Genomic DNA, 25169 nt, shown 5'->3' with positions numbered 1-25169 from the left:
TTCACTTCCTCGGGTCGAAGGCATCGCGAGCGGACTCGCCGATGAATACCAGCAAACTCAACATCAACGCCAGCACCGCAAACGCACTCATACCGAGCCACGGCGCTTGCAGATTGGATTTGCCCTGGGCCACCAACTCACCCAGCGACGGGGCGCCCGGCGGCAAACCGAAGCCGAGGAAGTCGAGGGCGGTCAGCGTGCCGATGGCGCCGGTCAGGATGAACGGCATGAAGGTCATGGTCGAGACCATGGCGTTGGGCAAAATGTGGCGGAACATGATCGCACCATTCTGCATGCCCAGCGCCCGGGCCGCGCGCACGTATTCCAGATTCCGCCCGCGCAGGAACTCGGCGCGCACCACATCCACCAGGCTCATCCACGAGAACAGCAGCATGATCCCCAGCAGCCACCAGAAGTTCGGCTGCACGAAACTGGCAAGGATGATCAGCAGGTACAGCACCGGCAGCCCGGACCAGATCTCCAGAAAACGCTGCCCGGCCAGGTCGACCCAGCCGCCATAGAAACCCTGCAGTGCCCCGGCGATCACGCCGATGATCGAGCTGAGGATGGTCAGCGTCAAAGCGAACAGCACCGAAATCCGGAAACCGTAAATCACCCGGGCCAACACGTCGCGGCCCTGATCGTCGGTGCCCAGCAGGTTATCGGCGGACGGCGGCGCGGGGGCCGGGACTTTCAGGTCGTAGTTGATGCTCTGGTAGCTGTAGGGGATCGGCGCCCACACCACCCAGGCGTCCTTGGCCTTGAGCAGTTCGCGGATGTATGGGCTCTTGTAGTTGGCTTCCAGCGGGAATTCGCCGCCGAACGCGGTTTCCGGATAGCGCTTGAGCGCCGGGAAGTACCAGGCGTTGTCGTAATGCACCACCAGTGGTTTGTCGTTGGCGATCAGCTCGGCGCCGAGACTTGCGCCGAACAGAATCAGAAACAGCCACAACGACCACCAGCCACGCTTGTTGGCCTTGAACAGCTCGAAACGTCGGCGATTGAGAGGGGACAGGTTCATCTCAATGCTCCCGGCTTTCGAAGTCGATGCGCGGATCGACGAGGGTGTATGTGAGGTCGCCGATCAGCTTCAGCACCAGCCCCAACAGAGTGAAGATGAACAGCGTGCCGAAGACGATCGGGTAGTCGCGGTTGATCGCCGCTTCGAAACTCATCAGGCCGAGGCCGTCGAGGGAGAAGATCACTTCCACCAGCAATGAGCCGGTGAAGAAGATCCCGATGAGCGCTGAAGGGAACCCGGCGATCACCAACAGCATGGCGTTGCGAAACACATGGCCGTAGAGCACGCGGTGACGGGTCAGGCCCTTGGCTTTGGCGGTGATCACGTATTGCTTGTTGATTTCGTCGAGGAAGCTGTTTTTGGTCAGCAGGGTCATGGTTGCGAAGTGGCCGATCACGAGTGCGGTGACCGGCAGTGCCAGGTGCCAGAAGTAATCGAGGATCTTGCCGCCGGTGCTGAGCTCATCGAAGTTGTTCGAGGTCAGGCCCCGTAGCGGGAACCAGTCGAAATAACTGCCGCCGGCGAACACTACAATCAGCAGGATGGCGAACAGGAACGCCGGGATCGCGTAGCCGATGACAATCGCCGAACTGGTCCACACATCGAAGTGGCTACCGTGTCGCGTCGCCTTGGCAATCCCCAGCGGGATCGACACCAGGTACATGATCAACGTGCTCCACAATCCGAGGGAGATCGACACCGGCATCTTTTCCTTGATCAGGTCGATGACCTTGGCGTCGCGGAAGAAGCTGTCGCCGAAATCCAGGGTGGCGTAGTTCTTGATCATGATCCACAAGCGTTCCGGCGCCGACTTGTCGAAGCCGTACATGTGCTCGATTTCCTTGACCAGCGCCGGGTCCAGGCCTTGCGCCCCACGATAGGCCGAGCCGGCCACCGACACTTCGGCACCGCCGCCGGCGATGCGGCTGGTGGCGCCTTCGAAGCCTTCGAGCTTGGCGATCATCTGTTCCACCGGCCCACCGGGGGCGGCCTGGATGATCACGAAGTTGATCAGCAAAATGCCAAACAGGGTCGGGATGATCAGCAGCAGTCGCCGAAAAATATACGCCAGCATCTGATTACTCCGTGCCCGCAGGGTCGGCTTGCAGTTTGGTTTCGACTTCTATTGCAGGTGTCGCGTTAGGCTTGACCCACCAGGTGTTGATGCCGATGTCATATTTAGGCGAAATCTTCGGGTGGCCGATGTGGTTCCAGTACGCCACGCGCCAGGTCTTGATGTGCCAGTTGGGGATCACGTAATAGCCCCATTGCAGTACCCGGTCCAGCGCCCGGGCGTGGGCCACCAGGCTTTTGCGCGAATCGGCGTTGATCAGTTGCTCGACCAATTGGTCCACCACCGGGTCTTTAAGGCCCATGGAATTGCGGCTGCCGGGTTTGTCGGCGGCGGCGGTCATCCAGAACTCGCGCTGTTCGTTACCCGGCGAGTTGGATTGCGGGAAACTGCCGACGATCATGTCGAAGTCCCGGGAGCGTACGCGGTTGATGTATTGCGAAACGTCGACCCGACGGATCACCAGATCGATGCCCAGGTCGCTGAGGTTGCGCTTGAACGGCAGCAGCACCCGCTCGAACTCGGTCTGGGCCAGCAGGAACTCGATGGTCACCGGTTTGCCGGTGGCGTCGACCATCTTGTCGTCGACGATCCGCCAGCCGGCCTCTTGCAGCAGTTGATAGGCTTTGCGTTGCTGAGTGCGGATCATGCCGCTGGCGTCGGTCAGCGGATTCTGGAACGCCTCGCTGAACACCTGCTCGGGAATCTTGCCGCGGAACGGGTCGAGAATCGCCAGTTGATCGGCGTCCGGCAGGCCGGTGGCGGCCATCTCCGAGTTTTCGAAGTAACTGCGGGTGCGCACGTAGGCGCCGTTGAACAGTTGCTTGTTCGTCCATTCGAAGTCCAGCAACAGAGTCAGCGCCTGGCGCACGCGCACATCCTGGAACACCGGACGGCGCAGGTTGAATACGAAGCCTTGCATGCCGGTGGGGTTGCCGTTGGGGATCTCTTCCTTGATCAGCCGACCCTCTGTCACCGCGGGGATGTTGTAGGCCTTGGCCCAGTTCTTCGCGGCCATTTCCAACCAATAGTCGAACTGACCGGCCTTGAGTGCTTCCAGCGCGACGGTGTTGTCGCGGTAATAGTCAGTGGTCATCACGTCGAAGTTGTAGAACCCGCGATTGACCGGCAGGTCCTTGCCCCAGTAATCCTTGACCCGTTCATAGCGCACCGAACGCCCGGCCTTCACTTCGCTGACTTTGTACGGACCGCTGCCCAGCGGCAGTTCCAGGTTGCCCTTGTTGAAGTCGCGGGTGGCCCACCAATGTTTGGGCAATACCGGCAATTGGCCGAGGATCAGCGGCAGTTCGCGGTTGTTGGTGTGCTTGAACTTGAACAGCACGGTGAGCGGGTCTTCGGCGATCGCTTCTTCCACGTCGCTGTAATAGCCGCGGTAGAGCGGGGCGCCGTCCTTGATCAGGGTCTGGAAGCTGAACACCACGTCTTCGGCGCGCACCGGGTGACCGTCGTGAAAACGCGCTTCGGGGCGCAGGTAGAAACGCACCCAGCTGTTGTCCGGGGCTTTCTCGATCTTGCCAGCGATCAGGCCGTATTCAGTGAAGGGTTCATCCAGACCCTGTTTGGCCAGGGTGTCGTAGATCATGCCGATGTCATCGGCCGGCACGCCTTTGCTGATGAACGGGTTGAGGCTGTCGAAGCCGCCGAACCCGGCCTGGCGGAAGATCCCGCCCTTGGGCGCGTCGGGGTTTACGTAATCGAAATGCTTGAAGTCGGCCGGGTATTTAGGCGGCTCGTTGTACAGGGTCAATGCATGTTGCGGGGCGGCGCAGGCCAGCCCGGCGAACAACAGACCGCTGGCCTGCAAGAGCAGGGCACGTACGGGTTTCATTGATCTTTCTCCGAAGATTTCAGCCACCACGCACTCAGGCCCAGGGTGTAGGGCGGCGTCGTGACGAAGGCGAACCGGTTGCGGTAGGCCAAACGGTGATAATTGAGGTACCAGTTGGGAATGATGTAGTGCTGCCATAGCAGCACCCGGTCGAGCGCCTTGCCGGCGGCGACTTGTTCATCCCTGGTCTGGGCGCCGAGCAGTTGTTCGAGCAAATGGTCGACTACCGGGTTGGCGATGCCTGCGTAGTTCTTGCTGCCCTTGATCCCGACCTGGCTGGAGTGGAAGTACTGCCATTGCTCCAGGCCCGGGCTGAGGGTCTGGTTGAGGGTCATCAGGATCATGTCGAAATCGAATTGATCGAGGCGCTGTTTGTACTGGGCGCGATCGACCGTGCGCAGCCGTGCGTCGATACCGATGCTGGCGAGGTTCTCGACGTAAGGCTGAAGGATCCGCTCCAGGTTCGGGTTGACCAGCAGGATCTCGAAGCGCAGTGGTTGGCCGATGGCGTTCTGCAGGCGCTGACCGTTGAGCTTCCATCCGGCCTCGGCCAGCAGCCCCAAGGCCTTGCGCAGGGTTTCCCGTGGAATGCCGCGGCCTTCGGTCTGCGGCAGGCTGAACGGCTCGGTGAGCAGCTTGGCGGGCAACTGATCGCGGTAGGGCTTGAGCATCAGCCATTCGTGACCGACCGGAAGTCCCGTGGCGGAGAACTCGCTGTTGGGGTAGTAACTCATGGCGCGTGAGTAGGCGCTACTGAACAGCGTGCGGTTGGTCCACTCGAAGTCGAACATCAGCCCCAGTGCTTCACGGACCTTGATCTCGGCGAAGGTCGACCGCCGAGTGTTCATGAACAGGCCTTGGCTCTGGGTCGGGATCTGGTGCGGGATCTGTGCCTTAATCACCTCGCCACGGCGCACGGCCGGGAAGTCGTAGCCGTTGGCCCAGTTTTTCGCCTGATGCTCGATGTAGATGTCGAACTCGCCGGCCTTGAATGCTTCGAAGGCCACATCGCTGTCACGGTAGAACTCGACTTCCATGCGGTCGACGTTGTACTTGCCGCGATTGACCGGCAGGTCCTTGCCCCAGTAATCCTTGACCCGTTCGAAGACGATCTGCCGCCCAGGGGTTACCGAAGTGATGCGATACGGCCCGCTGCCCAATGGCGGTTCGAAGGTGGTGGCCTTGAAATCGCGATCTTTCCAGTAGTGCTGGGGCAACACCGGCAGCTCGCCCAGGCGCAGGATCAGCAACGGATTGCCGGAACGTTTGAAGACGAAACGAATGCGCTGCGGGTTGAGGATGTCGACCCGCGACACCTCCTGAAGGTTGGTGCGGTATTGCGGATGACCTTCCTTGAGTAGCAGGCGATAGGAGAACGCGACATCGTAGGCGGTGATCTGCGTGCCATCATGAAAACGGGCTTCGGGGCGCAGGTTGAACACCACCCAGCTGCGGTCCTCGCTGTATTCCACCGATTGGGCGATCAGGCCATAACTGGACGTCGGCTCATCGCCCGACGGCGCGTATTGGCCAGTGCCGACCATCAGCGGTTCGTTGAGTTCGTTGATGCCGTATTGCAGGAAGTTGGCCGTCGAAACCGGGCTCGAACCTTTGAAGGTGTAAGGGTTGAGCGTATCGAAGGTGCCAAACGCCATCACCCGCAACGTACCGCCCTTGGGCGCTTGCGGGTTGACCCAGTCGAAGTGGGTGAATCTGGCCGGGTACTTGAGCGTGCCGAACTGCGCATAACCGTGGCTTTCGCTGATCGTCGCGCTTGCGGAGGAGCTCAAGGCCAGGCTGATCAGGAGAAGGAGGGGACGCTTCAAGTCAGAGATCCGATCCAGGCGGCTTGGGCTTTGTGGGCCGTACAGTAACAGCTTGTATCGACAGGAAAAAGACGGGGGCTTAATGCATTGTTAACCGCTGCCTCGATAGCCCTGCGGATCGCAGAACCTGTGGCGAGGGAGCTTGTCGGATCGCCGCACCGTCCCGCTCGGCTGCGAAGCAGTCGTAAACCCTAGTGCGCGGTGTGTCAGAAGTTACCGGATTTCAGGTTTTGGGCCTGCTTCGCAACCCAGCGGGAGCAAGCTCCCTCGCCACAAAAGCCCCTAGGCAGGGCGTGCTGTTTAATGCGGGGAAGAAACCGTCAGCATCTGCCCCGGCTTCAGCGCCTGGCCTACGCGAGGGTTCCAGCGCTTGAGGTGTTGCATTTCGACATTGAAACGTTTGGCAACCATGTACAACGAGTCGCCTTGCTGGACCTTGTACTGGGTCTGCGGTTTCTGTTTGTCTGCCTTGCCGCTGGTTTTGCTGTTCACCGCCACGACAGTGTTGATGCGACCGCCGCTGCGCTTGGTGGTGTCCTGCATAACAAGGGTCTGGCCGACCTTGAGGTTCTTGCCGTTCAGCTTGTTCCAGCGTTGCAGGTCCTTGACGTCGACCTTGTTGGCCCTGGCAATGGAGGCCAGATTTTCTCCGCGCTTGACCCGGTAGGCACGCTTGATGCTGGCGATTTCGCTGTCGTCGGAACCTTCAAACACCGGCTTGAGCGGCCGCTGGCTGATCAGCTCTTCAGGACGCATGGTCGACAGGCTGGCGGTCAGCAGTTGCGCCTTGGACGTCGGCACCAGCAGATGCTGGGGGCCGTCGATAGTAGTGCGTTGCTTGAAAGCCGGGTTGAGCTGGAACAGTTCGTCTTCGTCGATGTTGGCCACCGCGGCAACCTTGGACAGGTCCATGCGCTGGTTGATTTCGACGACCTGGAAGTACGGTTCGTTGGCGATCGACTTGAGGTTCACGCCATAGGCATCGGGCGCCAACACCACTTGCGACAGGGCCAGCAGCTTCGGTACATAGGCCTGGGTTTCCGCTGGCAGCGGCAGGTTCCAATAGTCGGTTGGAAGACCGAGTTTCTCGTTGCGCTCGATGGCCCGGCTGACCGTGCCTTCGCCGGCGTTGTAGGCCGCCAGGGCCAATAGCCAGTCACCGTTGAACATGTCGTGCAGGCGGGTCAGGTAATCCATGGCCGCGGTGGTCGAGGCGGTGATATCGCGACGGCCATCATAGAAACGGGTTTGACGCAGGTTGAAGTAACGCCCGGTGGAAGGAATGAATTGCCAAAGGCCCACCGCGTCGGCCCGGGAATAGGCCATCGGGTTGTAGGCGCTTTCAATCACTGGCAACAGCGCCAGTTCCAGCGGCATGTTGCGCTCTTCAAGGCGTTCGACGATGTAGTGAATGTAGAGGCTGCCGCGTTCGCCGGCGTTTTCGAGGAAGGACGGGTTGCTGGCGAACCACAGGCGCTGCTGCTCGATGCGCGGGTTGACGCCCAGGTTGTCCTGCAACTGGAAGCCCTGGCGCATGCGCTCCCAGACGTCCTGGGGAACTTGCGGTGTTGGTTTTTCGCTGAGCCAGATTGGTTTTTGCTTGGCTCGCGCTGCGATATTCGGTGTGTGTGTCGCTTCGGTCTGCGGCACATGGCTTGAACAGCCCGCCAAAGTGGCGGACACAGCCACCGCGATGGCTTGAGCCAAGCGGGTCAATGCGTCTGAATTGGTGGCTTTACGAATAGGTGACGACATTGGCTGGAAGTAAGTTCCGGGCGAAAATGTCGGGCGATTCTAGAAAGCACACCCTCTGCGGTCAACCATTCAGAATTTTTGTACCATCGCGCAGGTTGGTTAGAACGTATCTTTCCAAGCACGCAATGCCGCAAAGACCGCACTCGGCGCCCGGTTTTCCGGTCCGTTCCGTTCGTCCACTTTTTCTTTAACGGATGTTTCGCCGGTACGCAAAAACGGATTGGTGAGCTTTTCCAGCGCCAGGGTCGAAGGCAGTGTCATGGTTCCGGCTTCCCGTTGACGGGTGACTTTGGCCAGTCGTTCGAGGGTGTCGGAGTTGCCCGGTTCGACCGCCACGGCAAACTTCAGATTGCTCAGGGTGTATTCGTGGGTGCAGTAGACCAGCGTGTCTTCGGGAAGCGCCGCGAGGCGGCTCAGCGATTGATGCATTTGCTCGGGCGTGCCTTCGAACAAGCGTCCGCAACCGGCCGCGAACAGGGTGTCGCCGCAAAACAGATGACCGCGGTGGTAATAGGCGATATGCCCGAGGGTATGGCCCGGTACTGTGATGACATCGAAGTCCCAACCCAGCACGTTGATCCGGTCGCTGTCCTTGAGGGCCACGTCCCGTGCCGGGATGGTCTCGCTGGCCGGGCCATGGACGGTTGCGTCTGTCGCTTTTTTCAGCCGCTCGACGCCGCCGACATGGTCATGATGGTGATGAGTGATCAGAATATCGCTTAGCACCCAACCCGGGTGCGCCGCGAGCCACGCCTCTACGGGCGCGGCATCGCCCGGATCGACTACGGCGCAGCGCTGGGTGCTGTGGTCTTGTAACAACCAGATGTAGTTGTCGGTGAAGGCGGGCAGGGCACTGATCTGTATCATCGTCGGATTCGCCAAGCGGAAAACATTGGCGCATCTTAGAGCTTCCTGGCGCGTTGGAGAATGCAATGACCGATAAAGCGTTCGCTCAGGCTGATCCTGACTGGCTGGCATTGATCAGCGCGGCCCGTGACTGGCTGTCCGGTCCCATCGGGCAGTTTTTACTGGACGAAGAACGACGCATGCTCGAAGACGAGTTGGGGCGCTTCTTCGGCGGCTATCTGGTGCATTACGGCCCCTCGGCACAGACGCCACCGTCGGCGCCGCAGGTGCAGCGCAATGTGCGACTCGGCGCGCCGTTGCCGGGGGTCGAGATCGTCTGTGAAGAGCAGGCCTGGCCCTTGAGCGAGCATGCCGCCGATGTGGTGGTGTTGCAGCATGGGCTGGATTTCTGCCTGTCGCCCCACGGCCTGCTGCGCGAAGCGGCGAGCAGCGTGCGTCCCGGCGGGCATCTGCTGATTATCGGGATTAACCCCTGGAGCAGTTGGGGTCTGCGTCATGTGTTCGCCCATGACGCCTTGCGCAAGGCGCGCTGCATTTCACCCTCGCGGGTCAGCGACTGGCTGAACCTGCTGGGCTTCGCGCTGGAGAAACGCCGCTTCGGGTGCTATCGTCCGCCGCTTGCGTCACCTGCCTGGCAGGCCCGTCTGGCCGGTTGGGAGCGCAAGGCCGGTGACTGGCAACTGTCGGGTGGCGGCTTCTATTTATTGGTCGCGCGCAAGATCGTGGTGGGGCTGCGACCGGTGCGTCAGGAACGGCGCGAGCCGATGGGCAAGCTGATTCCGTTACCGATGGCCAAGGTCAACCGTCGTCACATCGAACCGTAATACACTTTTTTATTTTCCCGGCCGGGTGTGCCCCGGCCTCGGGCATCGTCGGTCACAGATCGGCGAGCCACCGCATTTTCTGGATAGATTGGCATGAGCGATAGCGTAGAACTCTTCACCGATGGCGCCTGCAAGGGCAACCCTGGCCCAGGCGGCTGGGGCGCGTTGCTGGTGTGCAAGGGTGTTGAAAAAGAACTCTGGGGCGGCGAAGCCAACACCACCAACAACCGCATGGAATTGATGGGCGCGATCCGCGGCCTGGAAGAGCTCAAGCGTTCTTGCGACGTGCTGCTGGTGACCGACTCCCAGTACGTGATGAAAGGCATCAACGAGTGGATGGCCAACTGGAAGAAGCGCGGCTGGAAAACCGCCGCGAAGGAACCAGTGAAAAACGCCGACCTGTGGAAACTGCTCGACGAGCAGGTCAACCGCCACAACGTCACCTGGAAATGGGTGCGCGGGCACATCGGCCATCATGGCAACGAACGGGCCGACCAACTGGCCAACCGTGGCGTGGATGAAGTGCGCGGGTACAAGCAGGCTTGATTCCGGCGTAACGCGGTCTATCTGAAAGACCCACGCGAGCGTGTTAACATCGCCGCTTTTGCACGATTGCCCCGTTGAGAGCTGAGCACTGATGGCCACCAGATCCGTTGTACTCGATACCGAAACCACCGGCATGCCGGTGACCGACGGCCACCGGATTATTGAAATCGGTTGTGTCGAGTTGATCGGTCGGCGCCTGACCGGCCGGCATTTCCACGTTTACCTGCAACCGGATCGCGAGAGTGATGAAGGCGCCATTGGCGTCCACGGCATCACTAACGAATTTCTGGTGGGCAAGCCGCGTTTCACTGAAGTGGCCGATGAATTTTTCGAGTTCATCAAGGGCGCACAGCTGATCATCCATAACGCGGCGTTCGACGTTGGCTTCATCAACAACGAATTTGCCTTGATGGGCCAGCACGATCGCGCGGACATCACGCAGCACTGCACGATCCTCGACACCCTGATAATGGCCCGGGAACGTCACCCGGGGCAGCGCAACAGCCTCGACGCCTTGTGCAAACGCTATGGCGTCGACAACTCCGGCCGTGAACTGCACGGCGCCTTGCTCGACTCCGAGATTCTCGCCGACGTTTACCTGACCATGACCGGCGGCCAGACCAGCCTGTCGCTGGCCGGTAACGCGTCCGATGGCAACGGTTCGGGCGAAGGCGCCGATAATTCCGCCACGGAAATCCGTCGTCTGCCGGCCGATCGTCAGCCAACCCGGATCATCCGCGCCAGTGAAGAGGATCTGGCCCAGCACGTTGCGCGCCTTGAGGCCATTGCCAAATCCGCCGGCGCGCCGTCGCTGTGGCAGCAATTGGCCGAGGCTAAGGCCCAGGCCTGATCGTGATGCGCTTTTGTGGCGAGGGAGCTTGCTCCCGCTCGGCTGCGCAGCAGTCGCAAATCCTGCCAGCACGGTTTATCTGAGGCAATGCAGGGGGCCGCTTCGCAGCCCAGCGGGAGCAAGCTCCCTCGCCACAGGTAATCATCCTTGGCCACATGATGGTGCACCGGTTGTTCCACCACAGGGCACGCCCCCTCGCCACATGCGCTCCAACCCTCTACCCTGAGGTGATTGGCAGGCCACGGTCTGCCGCCTCAGGACGCCGAGCCTCATGTATAAAGATTTGAAATTTCCGGTCCTGATCGTCCACCGCGACATCAAGGCCGACACCGTTGCCGGTGATCGTGTGCGGGGCATTGCCCGGGAACTGGAGCAGGAAGGCTTCAGCATTGTCTCGGCGGTCGACTACACCGAAGGGCGTATGGTCGCTTCGACCCATCACGGCCTCGCCTGCATGTTGATTGCCGCCGAAGATGCCAGCACCAATGCTCATCTTCTGCAGAACATGGCCGAGCTGATCCGTCGGGCACGGGTTCGGGCGCCGGACCTGCCGATCTTCGCCCTGGGCGAACAGGTCACCCTGGAAAACGCCCCGGCCGACGCCATGGCCGAGCTCAATCAGCTGCGCGGCATTCTCTATCTGTTCGAAGACACCGTGCCATTCCTTGCCCGTCAGGTTGCCCGCGCGGCGCGCAAGTACCTGGACGGCCTGTTGCCGCCGTTCTTCAAGGCGCTGGTGCAACACACCGCCGACTCCAATTATTCCTGGCACACGCCGGGGCACGGCGGCGGTGTGGCGTATCACAAAAGCCCGGTGGGGCAGGCGTTTCACCAGTTTTTCGGGGAAAACACCCTGCGTTCGGATTTGTCGGTGTCGGTGCCGGAACTCGGTTCGCTGCTCGATCACACCGGTCCCTTGGCCGAGGCGGAAGCGCGAGCGGCCCGCAACTTCGGCGCCGATCACACCTTTTTCGTGATCAATGGCACCTCGACCGCCAACAAGATCGTCTGGCATTCCATGGTGGCCCGCGATGATCTGGTGCTGGTGGATCGCAACTGCCACAAGTCAGTGTTGCACGCGATCATTATGACCGGCGCGATTCCGCTGTACCTGTGCCCGGAGCGCAATGAGCTGGGGATCATTGGCCCGATTCCGTTGAGTGAGTTCAGCCGCGAATCGATCCAGGCCAAGATCGACGCGAGCCCGCTGACCCAGGGCCGTGAACCCAAGGTCAAGTTGGCGGTGGTGACCAACTCGACTTACGACGGCCTCTGTTACAACGCTGAACTGATCAAGCAGAGCCTGGGTAACAGCGTCGAGGTGCTGCATTTCGACGAGGCCTGGTTCGCCTACGCGGCATTCCACGAGTTCTTCGCCGGCCGTTATGGCATGGGCACGTCCCGCAGCGAAGACAGCCCCTTGGTGTTCACCACTCACTCCACACACAAACTGCTGGCGGCGTTCAGCCAGGCGTCGATGATTCACGTGCAGGACGGCGGTGCGCGGCAGCTGGATCGCGATCGTTTCAACGAAGCGTTCATGATGCACATCTCGACGTCGCCGCAGTACAGCATCATCGCCTCGCTGGACGTGGCCTCGGCGATGATGGAAGGGCCGGCCGGTCGTTCGCTGCTACAGGAAATGTTCGACGAGGCCCTGAGTTTTCGCCGGGCGCTGGCCAATCTGCGCCAGCACATCGCCGCCGACGATTGGTGGTTTTCCATCTGGCAGCCGCCCTCGGCCGAAGCCATCGAGCAGGTGGCCGCCGAAGACTGGCTGCTGCAACCCGATGCCGATTGGCACGGCTTTGGCGGCGTGACCGACGACTATGTGCTGCTCGATCCGATTAAGGTCACGCTGGTGATGCCCGGTTTGACGGCGGGCGGCGCGCTGAGTGCGCGCGGGATTCCGGCGGCTGTGGTCAGCAAGTTCCTCTGGGAGCGTGGGTTGGTCGTGGAAAAGACCGGGCTGTATTCGTTCCTGGTGTTGTTCTCCATGGGCATTACCAAGGGAAAATGGAGCACGCTGCTGACCGAGTTGCTGGAATTCAAGCGCAGTTACGACGCCAACATCAGCCTGGCCACCTGCCTGCCGTGCGTGGCGCAACAGAATGTGGCCCGTTATCAAGGCATGGGTTTGCGCGATCTGTGCGATCAATTGCACGCCTGTTATCGCAGCAACGCCACGGCCAAACACCTCAAACGCATGTACACGGTGTTGCCGGAAGTCGCGATGAAGCCAGCGGACGCCTATGATCAATTGGTACGCGGGGAAGTGGAGGCCGTTTCGATCGATGCGCTGGAAGGGCGGATCGCGGCAGTGATGCTGGTGCCGTACCCGCCGGGGATCCCGTTGATCATGCCCGGCGAGCGTTTCACCGAATCGACCCGCTCGATCATCGATTACCTGAAGTTTGCCCGGACGTTCGACAGCAGCTTCCCCGGGTTTGTCGCCGATGTGCATGGCTTGCAACATGAAGACGAGGGCAATGGACGGCATTACACCGTCGATTGCATCAAGGAATGAGGACCTTTGCGAGTATGCAACCCGTCATGAATCCCAAATACCCAGGCCTCTCGGTGCGTGTCGCCGATGAGGGTTTTGCGGCTTATATCTGGGGCAGTGATTTCAGCTTTGAAGTCGCGGCCTATGGCGCAGCAGAAATCGGCAAGCCAGTGACGCAGTGGCCGGTGACGCCGATCACCCCGTATCGAAAGTGCTACGGCATCGATCCCGAAGAGTTCAGCAGTTTTCGCGACGCCGCCGACAGTGAGATTTTCATGGCTTATCTGGATGACGAGCCGGTGGGCCACCTGGTGGTCAGCACCAACTGGAATGGCTTTGCCCATATCGATGAGTTGGCGGTGCATGCGCCGGCGCGTCGTCATGGCGTGGCCAAGGCCTTGCTGGACGTGGCGCAGTTCTGGAGCCGCAAGAAAAAGCTGCCGGGCATCATGCTGGAAACCCAGAACAATAATCTTGGGGCCTGCCGGCTGTATGAACGCTGTGGCTACGTGGTTGGCGGGATCGATCATCTGCGTTATCGCGGGATCGACCCGAACACCGCCGAAGTCGCATTGTTCTGGTATCGATTGTTCGATAACCCGCTGGAAAAACCGATCAGCTCGCCAGCATCGCCACGGCTTGTTCCGTGATGATGTCCAGTAGCGTCTGAACCGCCGGAGAGGGTTCGGCATTTTTCAGGCGCAAGGCATAGACGCTGATCGGTACCGCAGGCGCCAGCGGGCAGGCATCGAGCCCGGCCGATTTGGCGCCGAGGGCGGTAAACGGATCGACAATCGCCAGGCCTTCACCGGCCTCGACCATGCTGCGCATCATTTGATGCGTCTGCACCCGGGTCTGGATGACCGGGGCAGGGCGCAGCGCATGCAGCTTGTTGTCCAGCGCCGGGCTGAGCGGATCGTGACCTTCCAGGCCGACCATCGACTGGCCGGCCAAGTCTTGCAGCGAAATGTACTTCTGTTTCGGTTGCAGCCAGCCATGGGGTGCCAATAGCTGGAGCTTGCCCTGGGCGATGACCTGGCAATCGATATCAGCGTGATCCGGGTCGTGCAGGCTCAGGCCCAGATCGCTTTCGCGCAGCAACAGGCTTCTGACTATGTCGCGGGTCGGCTGGCTCAGGAGGGTGCAAGGTGCGTCGGGGAGGCGTCGGCGCAGCGCCGCAATGCTCTGGGGCAACAATTGTTGCGCCAACGGCGGAGTGCAGATGATTCGCAGGGGCGGGGCCAGATATTGCTTGAGGCTGCTGGCCAGTCGCTGGACCGGTTCAAGGGCCTCATAGACGCGGGCGATCTCGACCTGCAACTCCCGCGCCTCGCGCGTGGCTTGCAGACGGCCACGCACGCTGGCAAACAGCATGAAACCCAACAGATCCTCGGCATCGCGCAGCGTGCGTTCAACCTCGGTCACGGGCAACTGCAACCATTCGGCGGCGGTGCCCAGGTGACCGGTCTGCAGGAGCGCCTGGATCACTTCGATATGACGTAAACGCATGCGTGAAGTCCATGTTCAGCAGGTGAGGGAGTCAGTGACTGAATCCTAACTCAAGTGCGCGCATATGACTTCTGCTCATAACAGCGGGTTATGAAGCGACGTTCGTTTCAGGTTCGCGAATAAGGGTGACACCGGTTTGCACCAGCACAAACGCGTTGTCATCGAGCTTGTTGACCCGATCGCCAATGGCCAGTTTATAGGTGGTGACAGGCGCAGAGCCGGCGAGGCCGTCGTGCGACAGGGTGGATTCCTGGAACTCATGCACGGAATAAACACGGCCTTCCGCGTCTCTTGCATGGAACTGACCGACGAGTACTGCTGCCATCTGCTTAGAACCTCTGGAGATAAATCACTCAATTTGCGGTTCTGTAGACCGTGGTTGGGCGAGGTAAGTTTTCCTACAGGAAAAAAATAGTCAGGGGCGGCGATTTTCCGTCGCCCGCTGGTTGAATCGTCATTTGATCATCTATAACTAGAAGCTCTTTCCATCGAACAGTCGAGTATCTTCCATGAGCAACGTCTACGAGATCGCCGTTCTGGTCGGCAGCCTGAGAAAAGCATCGATCAACCGCAAGGTCGCGCTGGCGCTGGCCGAGCTGGCGCCTGCCAATCTGAAGCTGACGATCGTCGAAATCGGCGATTTGCCGCTGTACAACGAAGACATCGATGGCGATTCACCGCCGGCAGCCTACAGCACTTTCCGACAACAGGTGCGTTCATCCGACGCGGTGCTGTTCGTGACCCCGGAATACAACCGTTCGGTGCCGGCGCCGTTGAAGAATGCGATTGACGTCGGTTCGCGTCCCTATGGCCAGAGTGTCTGGGACGGCAAGCCCGGTGCGGTGATCAGCGCTTCACCGGGCGCCGTCGGCGGATTTGGTGCCAACCACAATGTGCGCCAGTCGATGGTGTTTCTCAATGTGCCGTGCATGCAGCAGCCGGAAGCTTATCTGGGCGGCGCGGGGTCAGCGTTCGACGAGGCGGGCAAGTTGTCGGAGTCGCTCAAGCCGTTCCTGCAGAAATTCATCGATGCGTATGGGCAGTGGGTCGAGCAGCATAAAAAGCTGTGACCCCATGAGGTTCTGACCCATCCCTGCGGTAAACCACAATCCCTGTGGGAGCGGGCTTGCCCGCGAAGAATGCGTTGCGGTTTTTCAGGTACTGCGCGTCATCGTTCTTCGCGGGCAAGCCACGCTCCCACAGGTTCTGCGTCTTGAGCACACCACAGAACCTTCACTTTACGGCCTGTTCGATCCTCCCTATATTCCCCGCTTCGTTTTTCCGTCGGGCTGGAACCGGGTTTATATGCTCATCGCATCGTTGATTTTTTTGCTGACCATCACCTTGGTGATCTGGCAACCCAAAGGCCTGGGCGTCGGCTGGAGTGCGGTATTCGGCGCGGTGCTGGCGCTGCTGTCCGGGGTGGTGCACCTGAGCGATATTCCGCTGGTGTGGCAGATCATCTGGAATGCCACCGGCACCTTTGTTGCGCTGATCATCATCAGCCTGTTGTTGGATGAAGCAGGGTTCTTTGCCTGGGCCGCGTTGCATGTGGCCCGTTGGGGGCGGGGCAGCGGGCGCAAGCTCTTTGCTTATATGGTGCTGCTCGGCGCACTGGTCTCGGCGTTATTCGCCAATGACGGCGCGGCGCTGATTCTCACGCCGATCGTGATTTCCATGCTGCTTGCGCTGCGTTTTTCCCCGGCGGCGACCCTGGCGTTCGTGATGGGGGCCGGTTTCATCGCCGACACCGCGAGCCTGCCGCTGGTGGTGTCGAACCTGGTGAACATCGTTTCCGCGGACTTCTTCAAGATCAGTTTCAACCGCTACGCTGCGGTGATGATTCCGGTCAATCTGGTAAGCGTGGCGGCGACCCTGGCGATGTTGATGGTGTTTTTCCGTCGCGACATCCCCCGTGATTACCATCCCGAGCAATTGGCAGACCCGGCCACCGCGATTCACGACACCGCGACGTTTTATGCCGGTTGGGTCGTGCTGGTGATTCTGCTGCTCGGCTGCTTTGCCCTCGAGCCGCTGGGCATTCCGATCAGCGCGATTTCCGCGGTGTGCGCCGCGTTACTGCTGGCCATTGCCGCCCGTGGCCACAAGATTTCCACGCGCAAAGTCATGAAAGAAGCGCCGTGGCAGATCGTGATTTTTTCCTTAGGCATGTACCTGGTGGTGTATGGCTTGCGCAATGCCGGGCTCACCGGGTATCTGGCCGGTTGGCTGGACGGCTTTGCCGGTTACGGCGTGTGGGGCGCGGCCATGGGCACCGGGGTGCTGACGGCGTTGCTGTCGTCGGTGATGAACAATCTGCCGACCGTGCTGATCGGCCTGCTCTCGATCGATGCCAGTCAGGCGACCGGCGTGGCGAAAGAGGCGATGATCTACGCCAACGTCATCGGCAGCGACCTGGGGCCGAAAATCACCCCGATCGGCAGTCTGGCGACCTTGCTGTGGCTGCATGTGCTGCAGCGCAAGAATATCCGGATTGGCTGGGGCTACTACTTCAAGGTCGGGGTTGTGCTGACGGTGCCGGTGTTGTTGATGACGTTGGCGGCCTTGGCGTTGCGGCTGTCCATCTAGACCAGGGTGGCCCATTCGCGGGCAAGCCTCGCTCCTACAGGTTTTTGTGTCGTTCACATTTCATAATCAATACAAAAACCGTAGGAGCGAGCGGTGCGGCGATCCGACTTGCCCGCGAAGAGGCCCGCCCAGGCACTACAAAACTCAACCATTACCCGGCACATTCGGCCAAAGATCTGAAACCAGAAACAACCGCTCGGCCTCTTCCCAATCGCCTTTGGCATTCTCTGTCAGCCGCACCATCAATTGCGCCGGTGCCAGCGGGTCCAGGTCACTCAGCCACGCGTTCAGCTGTTCAGCATCCCAGGTCTGCTCCTTGGGGTAGTGCGCCGGCGCCAGCCAGGCGTGGCGGGGCAGGGGTTGCCAGCGACCGAACGGACGCTGCACGACAAACTCCGCCCAGTCCTTCTGGTGCAGCCAGCTACCGCGCAGATGCTGAGGATGTGCGCCACTCGGTGGTTCGGCCTGCCCTGGCCACGGATAGAGCAGATAACCGCCCAGCCATAGATGCGCGCTGAACTGCTGGATATCCAGCGACGCCAGCACCTCACGGCTCTCCGCCCGCGCGGAAATCGGCAATTGATGCCGGCTCAGGTGTTCCAGTTTGCGGTCCAGCCGATCATGACAACCCGGTCCGAGCCACTGCGCGGTGTCATGGCCGTCACCGTTCTGCGGGCCGAGGTAGAGCTTGATCGCCAGTTCCAGATGATGCACGCCATCGCGATCGCGCAGCAGCATGTCCAGTTCACCCAAGGTGTGGCCTTCACGGCGGATCGGCATGTTGGCGGCGATCAGCTCGATCCCCGGCGCGTGCCGCACGGCGTACTGCCAAAGCCGTTCGTAGTACAAACCCAGGCGCCGGGTCCTGGCCTGGGCCAGCCAGTGCAGCAAATCGTAACTGTCACGATCCAGTTGCCTGAGCCAGTGTTCCAGGCGCTCCGGCGCCTGCACCCAATCACTGCCGGCCAGGGGGTGACGCTGCGGCCACGGGGTGGCGTCGAGCATCGGCGGCGCGAGGATGACCCAAGCCAGGTCGCGCACTTCAGGGTGGCGCAACTGGTGAGGTAACTGGAGCAAGTCTGGAAATAGGATCATCTTGCGAGCATAGCCCGAAACTAGAGCACACCGTTGTAGCTGAAAGGGTTTTGTCTACGCCGCGCTTTCGCCCATAATCGTGTTTTTCGCCGCCACACGCGTTAGGGGCCTCATGGAGCAATTTCGTAATATCGGCATCATCGGTCGCCTGGGCAGTTCTCAGGTGCTGGATACCGTCCGCCGACTGAAACGGTTTCTGCTCGATCGTCACCTGCACGTGATCCTCGAAGACACCATCGCCGAAGTCCTGCCGGGCCATGGCCTGCAAACTTCGTCGCGCAAGATGCTCGGTGAAGTCTGTGACATGGTGATTGTGGTCGGCGGTGACGGCAGCCTGCTGGGCGCTGCCCGGGCGCTGGCCCGGCACAACATCCCGGTGCTCGGCATCAACCGTGGCAGCCTGGGATTCCTCACCGATATTCGCCCCGATGAGCTGGAAGTCAAAGTCGCCGAAGTGCTCGACGGCCATTACCTGGTGGAAAACCGCTTCCTGTTGCAAGCCGAAGTCCGGCGCCACGCCGAGGCCATCGGCCAGGGCGATGCGCTGAACGATGTAGTGCTGCACCCCGGCAAGTCGACGCGGATGATCGAGTTCGAGCTGTACATCGATGGCCAGTTCGTCTGCAGCCAGAAGGCCGACGGCCTGATCGTTGCCACGCCGACCGGTTCGACCGCTTACGCGCTGTCTGCGGGCGGCCCGATCATGCATCCCAAGCTCGACGCTATTGTGATTGTGCCGATGTACCCCCATACCTTGTCAGGTAGACCGATCGTGGTCGATGGCAACAGTGAGCTGAAAATCGTCGTGTCCAAAGATATGCAGATTTACCCGCAAGTCTCCTGTGACGGGCAGAACCACTTCACCTGCGCACCCGGTGACACCATCACCGTCAGCAAGAAAGCGCAGAAGCTGCGGCTGATTCACCCACTCGACCACAACTACTACGAAGTCTGCCGGACCAAGCTCGGCTGGGGCAGCAAGTTGGGTGGTGGAGGCGACTGATGCTCGATCCCGCGCGTAGCTACGACCTGATCGGTGACGTGCACGGTTGCGCTCTGACCCTTGAGCACTTGCTCGACCGGCTCGGTTACCACAAACAGGCAGGTGTCTGGCGGCATCCGTCGCGCATGGCGGTGTTCCTCGGCGACATCATCGACCGCGGCCCGCGGATTCGCGAGGCGCTGCACATCGTCCACGACATGGTCGAGGCCGGCCAGGCGCTGTGCATCATGGGCAACCATGAATTCAACGCCCTCGGCTGGAGCACGCCGGCGCTGCCGGGCAGCGGCAAACAGTTCGTGCGCGAGCACACCCCGCGCCACGCCCGACTGCTTCAGGAAACCCTGACCCAGTTCGAAGATCACCCCCAGGATTGGCACGACTTCCTGCAATGGTTCTACAAGCTGCCATTGTTCGTCGATGCCGAGCGTTTCCGCGTGGTGCACGCCTGTTGGGATGCCAGCCTGATCGAGCCGTTGCGCGGGTTGTTCCCCGACGGTTGCATCGACGAACACTTCCTCCAGGCCTCCGCGGTGCCGGGCAGTTTCGCCTGCACCGTGTTCGATCGTCTGCTGCGCGGCACCGACATGCGCTTGCCCCACGGCTTGACCATGACCAGCGGCGACGGCCTGACGCGCTCGTTCTTCCGCACCAAATTCTGGGAAGACGACCCGCAAACCTACGGAGACATCGTGTTCCAGCCCGACGCCTTGCCCGAGCCGGTGGCCCGCACACCGCTGTCGTCCCGCGAAAAAGACAACCTGCTGCGCTACGGTATCGATGAACCGATGCTGTTCGTCGGCCACTACTGGCGCAGCGGCAAACCGGCGCCGATCCGCCCGAACCTGGCGTGCCTGGATTACAGCGCGGTGCTCTACGGCAAACTGGTCGCTTATCGTCTGGATCAGGAAACCCGTCTCGACCCGCATAAATTTGTCTGGGTCGATGTCGAGCGGCCGGAGGTGTTGCAATGACGGCGGTGGCGGTATTGCGTCTACCACTGGCGGTAGATTTGAGCGGGTTCGTCAAGCTGCTGCAACGCATGCAAGTGCCCCATCGGGTCAGCGAAGAGGCGGGCGAGCAAGTGCTCTGGGTGCCGGCCAGCATCAGCGAAGACGTGCGCTCGTTGTACGAACGCTTCCCGGCCGGCGACCCGGATCAGCAACTGGATATCCCGGTGGCGCCGACCCTGCAACGTCCGGGCTTTGTCGAGCAGGTGCGCCAGAGCAAGGCCACGGCGTTCGTGCTGTTGCTGAGCCTGATCGTCGGTTTGGTGACGCTGCTGGGCGAGAATCTCGAGACGCTGCGCTGGCTGACCTTCCTCGATTTCCGCGTGGTTGGCGAATACATCCATTTCACGCCATTGGCCGACAGCCTGGCGGCGGGGCAGTGGTGGCGCCTGGTGACGCCGATGCTGATCCACTTCGGCATCCTGCACCTGGCCATGAACGGCATGTGGTACTGGGAGCTGGGGCGGCGCATCGAGTCGCGGCAGGGCAGCATCAACCTGATCGGCCTGACGTTGCTGTTCAGCCTGGTGTCCAACTATGCCCAGTTCTTTTTCAGCGGTCCGACCCTGTTTGGCGGGTTGTCCGGGGTGCTGTACGGTCTGCTCGGGCATTGCTGGATCTTCCAGCTGTTGTCGCCAAACCCGGCATATCGCCTGCCTCGCGGGGTGTTGGTGATGATGCTGGTGTGGTTGCTGCTGTGTCTGTCGGGGCTGGTCTCGATGGCCGGCTTCGGCCAGATAGCCAACGCCGCCCACGTCGGGGGGTTGCTCATCGGATGCTTCACCGGTTTGTTGGGCGGTTTGTACAACCGCCGTAAACTGGCCGTCTAAACAGTTATGAATAAAGAGCGCGGAGCCCTTGATGTCCTCTTTTAACGAAATGATCAAAAACATCACCCCGGATATCTACCAGAGCCTGAAACTGGCGGTGGAAATCGGCAAATGGTCCGACGGCGGCAAACTCACCGCCGAGCAGCGCGAACTGTCCCTGCAAGCGATGATCGCCTGGGAAATCCAGAACCTGCCCGAGGAAGAGCGCACCGGTTACATGGGCCCGCAGGAATGCGCGTCGAAGTCGATCGAAGTGCCGAATATTCTGTTCAAGTCGGATGCCATCCATTGATCGAGATTGGCCGCGGTGCAATCAGCAAAATGTCGGCGCGCCTTGACGGGCCGAACGTGCAGTACGCTTTTCGTCTGGGCGACGTCGAAGTGCCGGTCAATCCGTTGATCGGCACCACGGTTCGCCTGGAATACCTGGGGGCGATCCACTGCACCCATTGCGGACGCAAGACCAAAACCAGTTTCAGTCAGGGTTACTGCTACCCGTGCATGACCAAACTGGCCCAGTGCGACATCTGCATCATGAGCCCGGAGCGTTGTCACTACGACGCCGGCACTTGCCGGGAGCCTGAGTGGGGCGAAAAGTTCTGCATGACCGACCATGTGGTTTACCTGGCCAATTCGTCGGGGATCAAGGTCGGCATTACCCGCGCCACCCAACTGCCGACCCGTTGGCTCGATCAGGGTGCCAGCCAGGCCTTGCCGATCGTGCGCGTCTCGACCCGCCAGCAGTCGGGCTTCGTCGAAGACCTGTTCCGCAGTCAGGTCGCTGACAAGACCAACTGGCGTGCTTTGCTCAAGGGCGATGCGGTGTCGGTGGACCTGGCGCAGGTTCGCGATCAGCTGTTTGAAAGCTGCGCCGAAGGTTTGCACAGTTTGCAGGAACGATTCGGCCTACAAGCAATCCAGACGATTACCGATGTCGAACCTCTGGAAATCCGCTATCCGGTCGAGCAGTACCCGGCCAAAATCGTCAGCTTCAACCTGGACAAGAACCCGATTGCCGAAGGCACACTGTTGGGGATCAAGGGTCAATACCTGATTTTCGACACCGGCGTGATCAATATTCGTAAATACACGGCCTACCAACTCGCCGTGCATCAGTAAGGACTCCAGCATGCGCACCGAACAACCGAAGATGATCTACCTGAAGGACTATCAGGCGCCTGAGTACCTGATCGACGAGACGCACCTGACCTTCGAGTTGTTCGAGGACCACAGCCTGGTCCATGCGCAACTGGTGATGCGCCGCAACCCTGAGCGTGGCCCGGGCCTGCCGCCATTGGTGCTCGACGGCCAGCAACTCGAGCTGTTGTCGGTGACCCTGGCCGACCAGGAGCTGAGCGCCGCCGACTACCAACTGACCGAGAACCATCTGACCCTGCACCCGACCGCAACAAGCTTCACGGTCGACACCAGCGTCCGGATCCACCCGGAAACCAACACCGCTCTGGAAGGCCTGTACAAATCCGGCACGATGTTCTGCACCCAGTGCGAGGCCGAAGGTTTCCGCAAGATCACCTATTACCTCGACCGCCCGGATGTGATGAGCACGTTCACCACCACGGTGGTCGCCGAGCAGCACAGCTATCCGGTGCTGCTGTCCAACGGCAACCCGATTGCCTCCGGTCCCGGCGAAGACGGCCGCCACTGGGCGACCTGGGAAGACCCATTCAAGAAGCCTGCCTATCTGTTCGCGTTGGTGGCCGGTGACTTGTGGTGTGTCGAAGACACTTTCACCACCATGACCGAGCGCTCCGTGGCGCTGCGCATTTACGTCGAGCCGGAAAACATCGACAAGTGCCAGCACGCCATGAACAGCCTGAAGAAGTCCATGCGTTGGGACGAAGAAGTCTACGGTCGCGAGTACGACCTGGACATCTTCATGATCGTTGCGGTCAACGACTTCAACATGGGCGCCATGGAGAACAAAGGCCTCAACATCTTCAACTCCAGCGCCGTGCTGGCCCGTGCCGAAACCGCTACCGACGCCGCACACCAGCGGGTCGAGGCGATTGTCGCCCACGAATACTTCCACAACTGGTCGGGCAACCGCGTGACCTGCCGCGACTGGTTCCAGCTGTCGCTCAAGGAAGGCTTCACCGTGTTCCGCGATTCGGAGTTCTCGGCCGACATGAACTCGGCCACGGTCAAGCGCATCCAGGACGTGGCGTACCTGCGCACCCACCAGTTCGCCGAAGACGCCGGCCCCATGGCCCACGCCGTGCGCCCGGACAGCTTCATCGAGATTTCCAACTTCTACACCCTGACCGTGTACGAAAAGGGTTCGGAAGTGGTCGGCATGATCCACACCTTGCTCGGGGCCGACGGTTTCCGCAAAGGCAGCGACCTGTACTTCGAACGCCATGACGGCCAGGCCGTGACTTGCGATGACTTCATCAAGGCCATGGAAGATGCCAATGGCGTCGATCTGACCCAGTTCAAACGCTGGTACAGCCAGGCCGGCACACCGCGCCTGGCGGTGAGCGAGTCCTACGATGCCGCAGCGAAAACCTACAGCCTGACCTTCCGCCAGAGCTGCCCGCAAACCCCGGACAAGGTTGAGAAGCTGCCGTTCGTGATTCCGGTGGAGCTGGGTCTGCTTGATTCGAAAGGTGCGGCGATTGCATTGCGTCTGTCCGGTGAAGCCAGTGCTCAAGGTACTTCGCGGGTGATCTCGGTGACTGAAGCCGAGCAGACCTTCACCTTCGTCGACATTGCTGAAAAACCACTGCCGTCGTTGCTGCGCGGCTTCTCGGCGCCGGTGAAACTGAGTTTCCCGTACGACCGCGATCAACTGATGTTCCTGATGCAGCACGACAGCGACGGTTTCAACCGTTGGGATGCCGGCCAGCAGTTGTCGGTGCAGGTGCTGCAAGAGTTGATTGCCCAGCAGCAGAAGGGCGAAGCGCTGGTGCTGGATCAGCGTCTGGTTGTAGCGCTGCGTACCGTGCTGTCCGACGAGACGCTGGATCAGGCCATGGTCGCTGAAATGCTCTCGCTGCCAAGCGAGGCGTACCTGACCGAAATCAGCGAAGTGGCTGATGTCGAAGCCATCCACACCGCTCGCGAATTTGCGCGCAAGCAACTGGCGGACACGCTGTTCGAAGCGCTGTGGCTGCGTTATCAGGCCAATCGTGATCTGTCGAAGAAGACGCCGTATGTGGCCGAGGCGGAGCACTTCGCCCGCCGCGCCCTGCAGAACATTGCGTTGTCGTACCTGATGCTCAGCGACAAGCCAGAAGTGTTGGCGGCAACCCTTGAGCAGTTCGACAGCTGCGACAACATGACCGAGCGCCTGACCGCGTTGGCCGTGTTGGTGAATTCATCGTTCGAAGCGCAGAAAGCCAAGGCACTGGCGAGCTTCGCCGAGCACTTCAAGGACAATCCGCTGGTCATGGATCAGTGGTTCAGCGTTCAGGCCGGCAGCACGTTGCCTGGCGGTCTGGCACGGGTCAAAGCCTTGATGCAACACCCGGCGTTTAACATCAAGAACCCGAACAAGGTGCGTGCCCTGGTCGGCGCGTTTGCCGGACAGAACCTTATCAACTTCCACGCGGCGGATGGTTCCGGGTATCGCTTCCTGGCAGATCTGGTGATTGAGCTCAACGGCTTTAACCCGCAGATTGCTTCTCGCCAACTGGCGCCGCTGACGCGCTGGCGCAAGTACGACAGCGCCCGTCAGGCGTTGATGAAAGGCGAACTGGAGCGGATTCTCGCTTCGGGGCAGCTGTCCAGCGACGTGTACGAAGTGGTCAGCAAAAGCCTGGCCTGAGTTTGGCCTTGCTCCCTCAGGGTTCACTTGGACCCTGTAGGAGCGAGGCTTGCCCGCGAAGGCGGCCTGATGGCCGGCCGGGTTTTTGATGGTGTACATATCCGTTTCTGCGGTAACGGCTACTTATGGTTTCGCCCTTACGGCCATCCCTTTCAAGGTCTTTTCGTTTTGGCGGCCTTGATTACCCGGTCCGTTGAAACATGTGCATGCACCGCAGTGCCTTGCACCCATGC

Annotated in this window: 22 protein-coding genes; 13 read left to right on the top strand and 9 right to left on the bottom strand. The window is 60.6% G+C overall.

Going from position 1 to position 25169, the window contains the following annotated elements; all coding sequences use genetic code 11:
- Nucleotide 1: 1 nt before the first annotated feature.
- The 6 genes from AC30D7_RS21965 to gloB all read right to left on the bottom strand — a co-directional run bounded on the left by AC30D7_RS21965 (nt 2) and on the right by gloB (nt 8390).
- Complete coding sequence (locus AC30D7_RS21965; RefSeq protein ID WP_007906755.1) at nt 2–1021, bottom strand: ABC transporter permease; 1020 nt, start codon at nt 1019–1021, stop codon at nt 2–4.
- Nucleotide 1022: 1 nt separating this feature from the next.
- Nucleotides 1023–2096 carry a microcin C ABC transporter permease YejB gene (locus AC30D7_RS21960; protein ID WP_490135457.1) on the bottom strand — a complete coding sequence of 358 codons (1074 nt, stop codon included), beginning with the start codon at nt 2094–2096 and terminating at the stop codon, nt 1023–1025.
- A 4-nt stretch (nt 2097–2100) separates the two neighbouring features.
- Nucleotides 2101–3942: an extracellular solute-binding protein gene (locus AC30D7_RS21955; protein WP_490135456.1), complete on the bottom strand. Its 1842-nt coding sequence runs from the start codon at nt 3940–3942 to the stop codon at nt 2101–2103.
- Nucleotides 3939–5768 carry an extracellular solute-binding protein gene (locus AC30D7_RS21950; protein WP_490135455.1) on the bottom strand — a complete coding sequence of 610 codons (1830 nt, stop codon included), beginning with the start codon at nt 5766–5768 and terminating at the stop codon, nt 3939–3941. Before AC30D7_RS21950 ends, AC30D7_RS21955 begins: the two co-directional genes overlap by 4 nt.
- Nucleotides 5769–6068: 300 nt before the next feature.
- Nucleotides 6069–7523 (bottom strand): transglycosylase SLT domain-containing protein, encoded by a 1455-nt coding sequence (locus AC30D7_RS21945; RefSeq protein WP_490135454.1) that lies wholly within the window; start codon nt 7521–7523, stop codon nt 6069–6071.
- Nucleotides 7524–7622: 99 nt separating this feature from the next.
- Nucleotides 7623–8390, bottom strand: coding sequence for a hydroxyacylglutathione hydrolase (gloB, locus tag AC30D7_RS21940; RefSeq protein ID WP_490135453.1), 768 nt, complete (start codon nt 8388–8390; stop codon nt 7623–7625).
- Between the two features lie 65 nt (nt 8391–8455).
- Between gloB and AC30D7_RS21935 the strand changes: the two genes are divergently transcribed.
- The 5 genes from AC30D7_RS21935 (at nt 8456) to AC30D7_RS21915 (ending at nt 13766) form a co-directional block, all read left to right on the top strand.
- Nucleotides 8456–9214, top strand: coding sequence for a methyltransferase domain-containing protein (locus tag AC30D7_RS21935; RefSeq protein WP_490135452.1), 759 nt, complete (start codon nt 8456–8458; stop codon nt 9212–9214).
- 93 nt (nt 9215–9307) lie between these two features.
- Nucleotides 9308–9760, top strand: a complete 453-nt coding sequence (gene rnhA / locus AC30D7_RS21930; RefSeq protein ID WP_003180633.1) for a ribonuclease HI — start codon at nt 9308–9310, stop codon at nt 9758–9760.
- 91 nt (nt 9761–9851) lie between these two features.
- Nucleotides 9852–10610, top strand: a complete 759-nt coding sequence (gene dnaQ / locus AC30D7_RS21925) for a DNA polymerase III subunit epsilon (RefSeq protein ID WP_007937771.1) — start codon at nt 9852–9854, stop codon at nt 10608–10610.
- A 271-nt stretch (nt 10611–10881) separates the two neighbouring features.
- Complete coding sequence (locus tag AC30D7_RS21920) at nt 10882–13137, top strand: Orn/Lys/Arg family decarboxylase (protein WP_490135451.1); 2256 nt, start codon at nt 10882–10884, stop codon at nt 13135–13137.
- A gap of 14 nt (nt 13138–13151) precedes the next feature.
- Entirely contained in the window at nt 13152–13766 is a 615-nt protein-coding gene (locus tag AC30D7_RS21915) for a GNAT family N-acetyltransferase (RefSeq protein WP_490135450.1), read from the top strand.
- On the opposite strand, the gene AC30D7_RS21910 is transcribed toward AC30D7_RS21915, so the two are convergent.
- Together AC30D7_RS21910 and AC30D7_RS21905 are read right to left on the bottom strand one after the other, a co-directional pair.
- Nucleotides 13732–14625, bottom strand: a complete 894-nt coding sequence (locus AC30D7_RS21910) for a LysR substrate-binding domain-containing protein (protein WP_490135449.1) — start codon at nt 14623–14625, stop codon at nt 13732–13734. The two genes, AC30D7_RS21915 and AC30D7_RS21910, sit on opposite strands and share 35 nt — an antisense overlap.
- Nucleotides 14626–14713: 88 nt before the next feature.
- Nucleotides 14714–14950: a hypothetical protein gene (locus AC30D7_RS21905; protein WP_018929617.1), complete on the bottom strand. Its 237-nt coding sequence runs from the start codon at nt 14948–14950 to the stop codon at nt 14714–14716.
- A gap of 184 nt (nt 14951–15134) precedes the next feature.
- Here AC30D7_RS21905 and AC30D7_RS21900 point away from each other — a divergent pair, with 184 nt between their 5' ends.
- On the top strand, nt 15135–15695 hold the full coding sequence (locus tag AC30D7_RS21900) for an NADPH-dependent FMN reductase (protein ID WP_490135448.1): 561 nt from the start codon (nt 15135–15137) through the stop codon (nt 15693–15695).
- Between the two features lie 235 nt (nt 15696–15930).
- Entirely contained in the window at nt 15931–17214 is a 1284-nt protein-coding gene (locus AC30D7_RS21895) for an arsenic transporter (protein WP_490135447.1), read from the top strand.
- A 144-nt stretch (nt 17215–17358) separates the two neighbouring features.
- Here AC30D7_RS21895 and AC30D7_RS21890 read toward each other — a convergent pair whose 3' ends face one another.
- Nucleotides 17359–18309, bottom strand: coding sequence for a DUF1853 family protein (locus AC30D7_RS21890; RefSeq protein WP_490135446.1), 951 nt, complete (start codon nt 18307–18309; stop codon nt 17359–17361).
- Nucleotides 18310–18421: 112 nt separating this feature from the next.
- Between AC30D7_RS21890 and AC30D7_RS21885 the strand changes: the two genes are divergently transcribed.
- Genes AC30D7_RS21885 through pepN form a run of 6 tightly spaced genes read left to right on the top strand, consistent with a single transcriptional unit; the run spans nt 18422 to nt 24936 of the window.
- Nucleotides 18422–19312, top strand: a complete 891-nt coding sequence (locus AC30D7_RS21885) for an NAD(+) kinase (RefSeq protein WP_007988608.1) — start codon at nt 18422–18424, stop codon at nt 19310–19312.
- The gene (locus tag AC30D7_RS21880) at nt 19309–20283 is read left to right on the top strand and encodes a metallophosphoesterase (protein WP_490135505.1); all 975 of its coding nucleotides are present in this window, start codon (nt 19309–19311) and stop codon (nt 20281–20283) included. The genes AC30D7_RS21885 and AC30D7_RS21880 overlap by 4 nt, the downstream gene beginning before the upstream one ends.
- Nucleotides 20280–21149: a rhomboid family intramembrane serine protease gene (locus AC30D7_RS21875; RefSeq protein ID WP_490135445.1), complete on the top strand. Its 870-nt coding sequence runs from the start codon at nt 20280–20282 to the stop codon at nt 21147–21149. Before AC30D7_RS21880 ends, AC30D7_RS21875 begins: the two co-directional genes overlap by 4 nt.
- A 31-nt stretch (nt 21150–21180) precedes the next feature.
- Nucleotides 21181–21441 (top strand): YeaC family protein, encoded by a 261-nt coding sequence (locus AC30D7_RS21870; RefSeq protein WP_019579318.1) that lies wholly within the window; start codon nt 21181–21183, stop codon nt 21439–21441.
- Complete coding sequence (locus AC30D7_RS21865) at nt 21438–22268, top strand: DUF2797 domain-containing protein (protein WP_019579317.1); 831 nt, start codon at nt 21438–21440, stop codon at nt 22266–22268. Before AC30D7_RS21870 ends, AC30D7_RS21865 begins: the two co-directional genes overlap by 4 nt.
- A 10-nt stretch (nt 22269–22278) precedes the next feature.
- On the top strand, nt 22279–24936 hold the full coding sequence (gene pepN / locus AC30D7_RS21860; protein WP_490135444.1) for an aminopeptidase N: 2658 nt from the start codon (nt 22279–22281) through the stop codon (nt 24934–24936).
- The last annotated feature ends 233 nt before the right edge of the window (nt 24937–25169 follow it).

Source organism: Pseudomonas sp. DF5, assembly GCF_058148225.1.
This window is presented reverse-complemented; position numbering and strand designations above follow the sequence as displayed.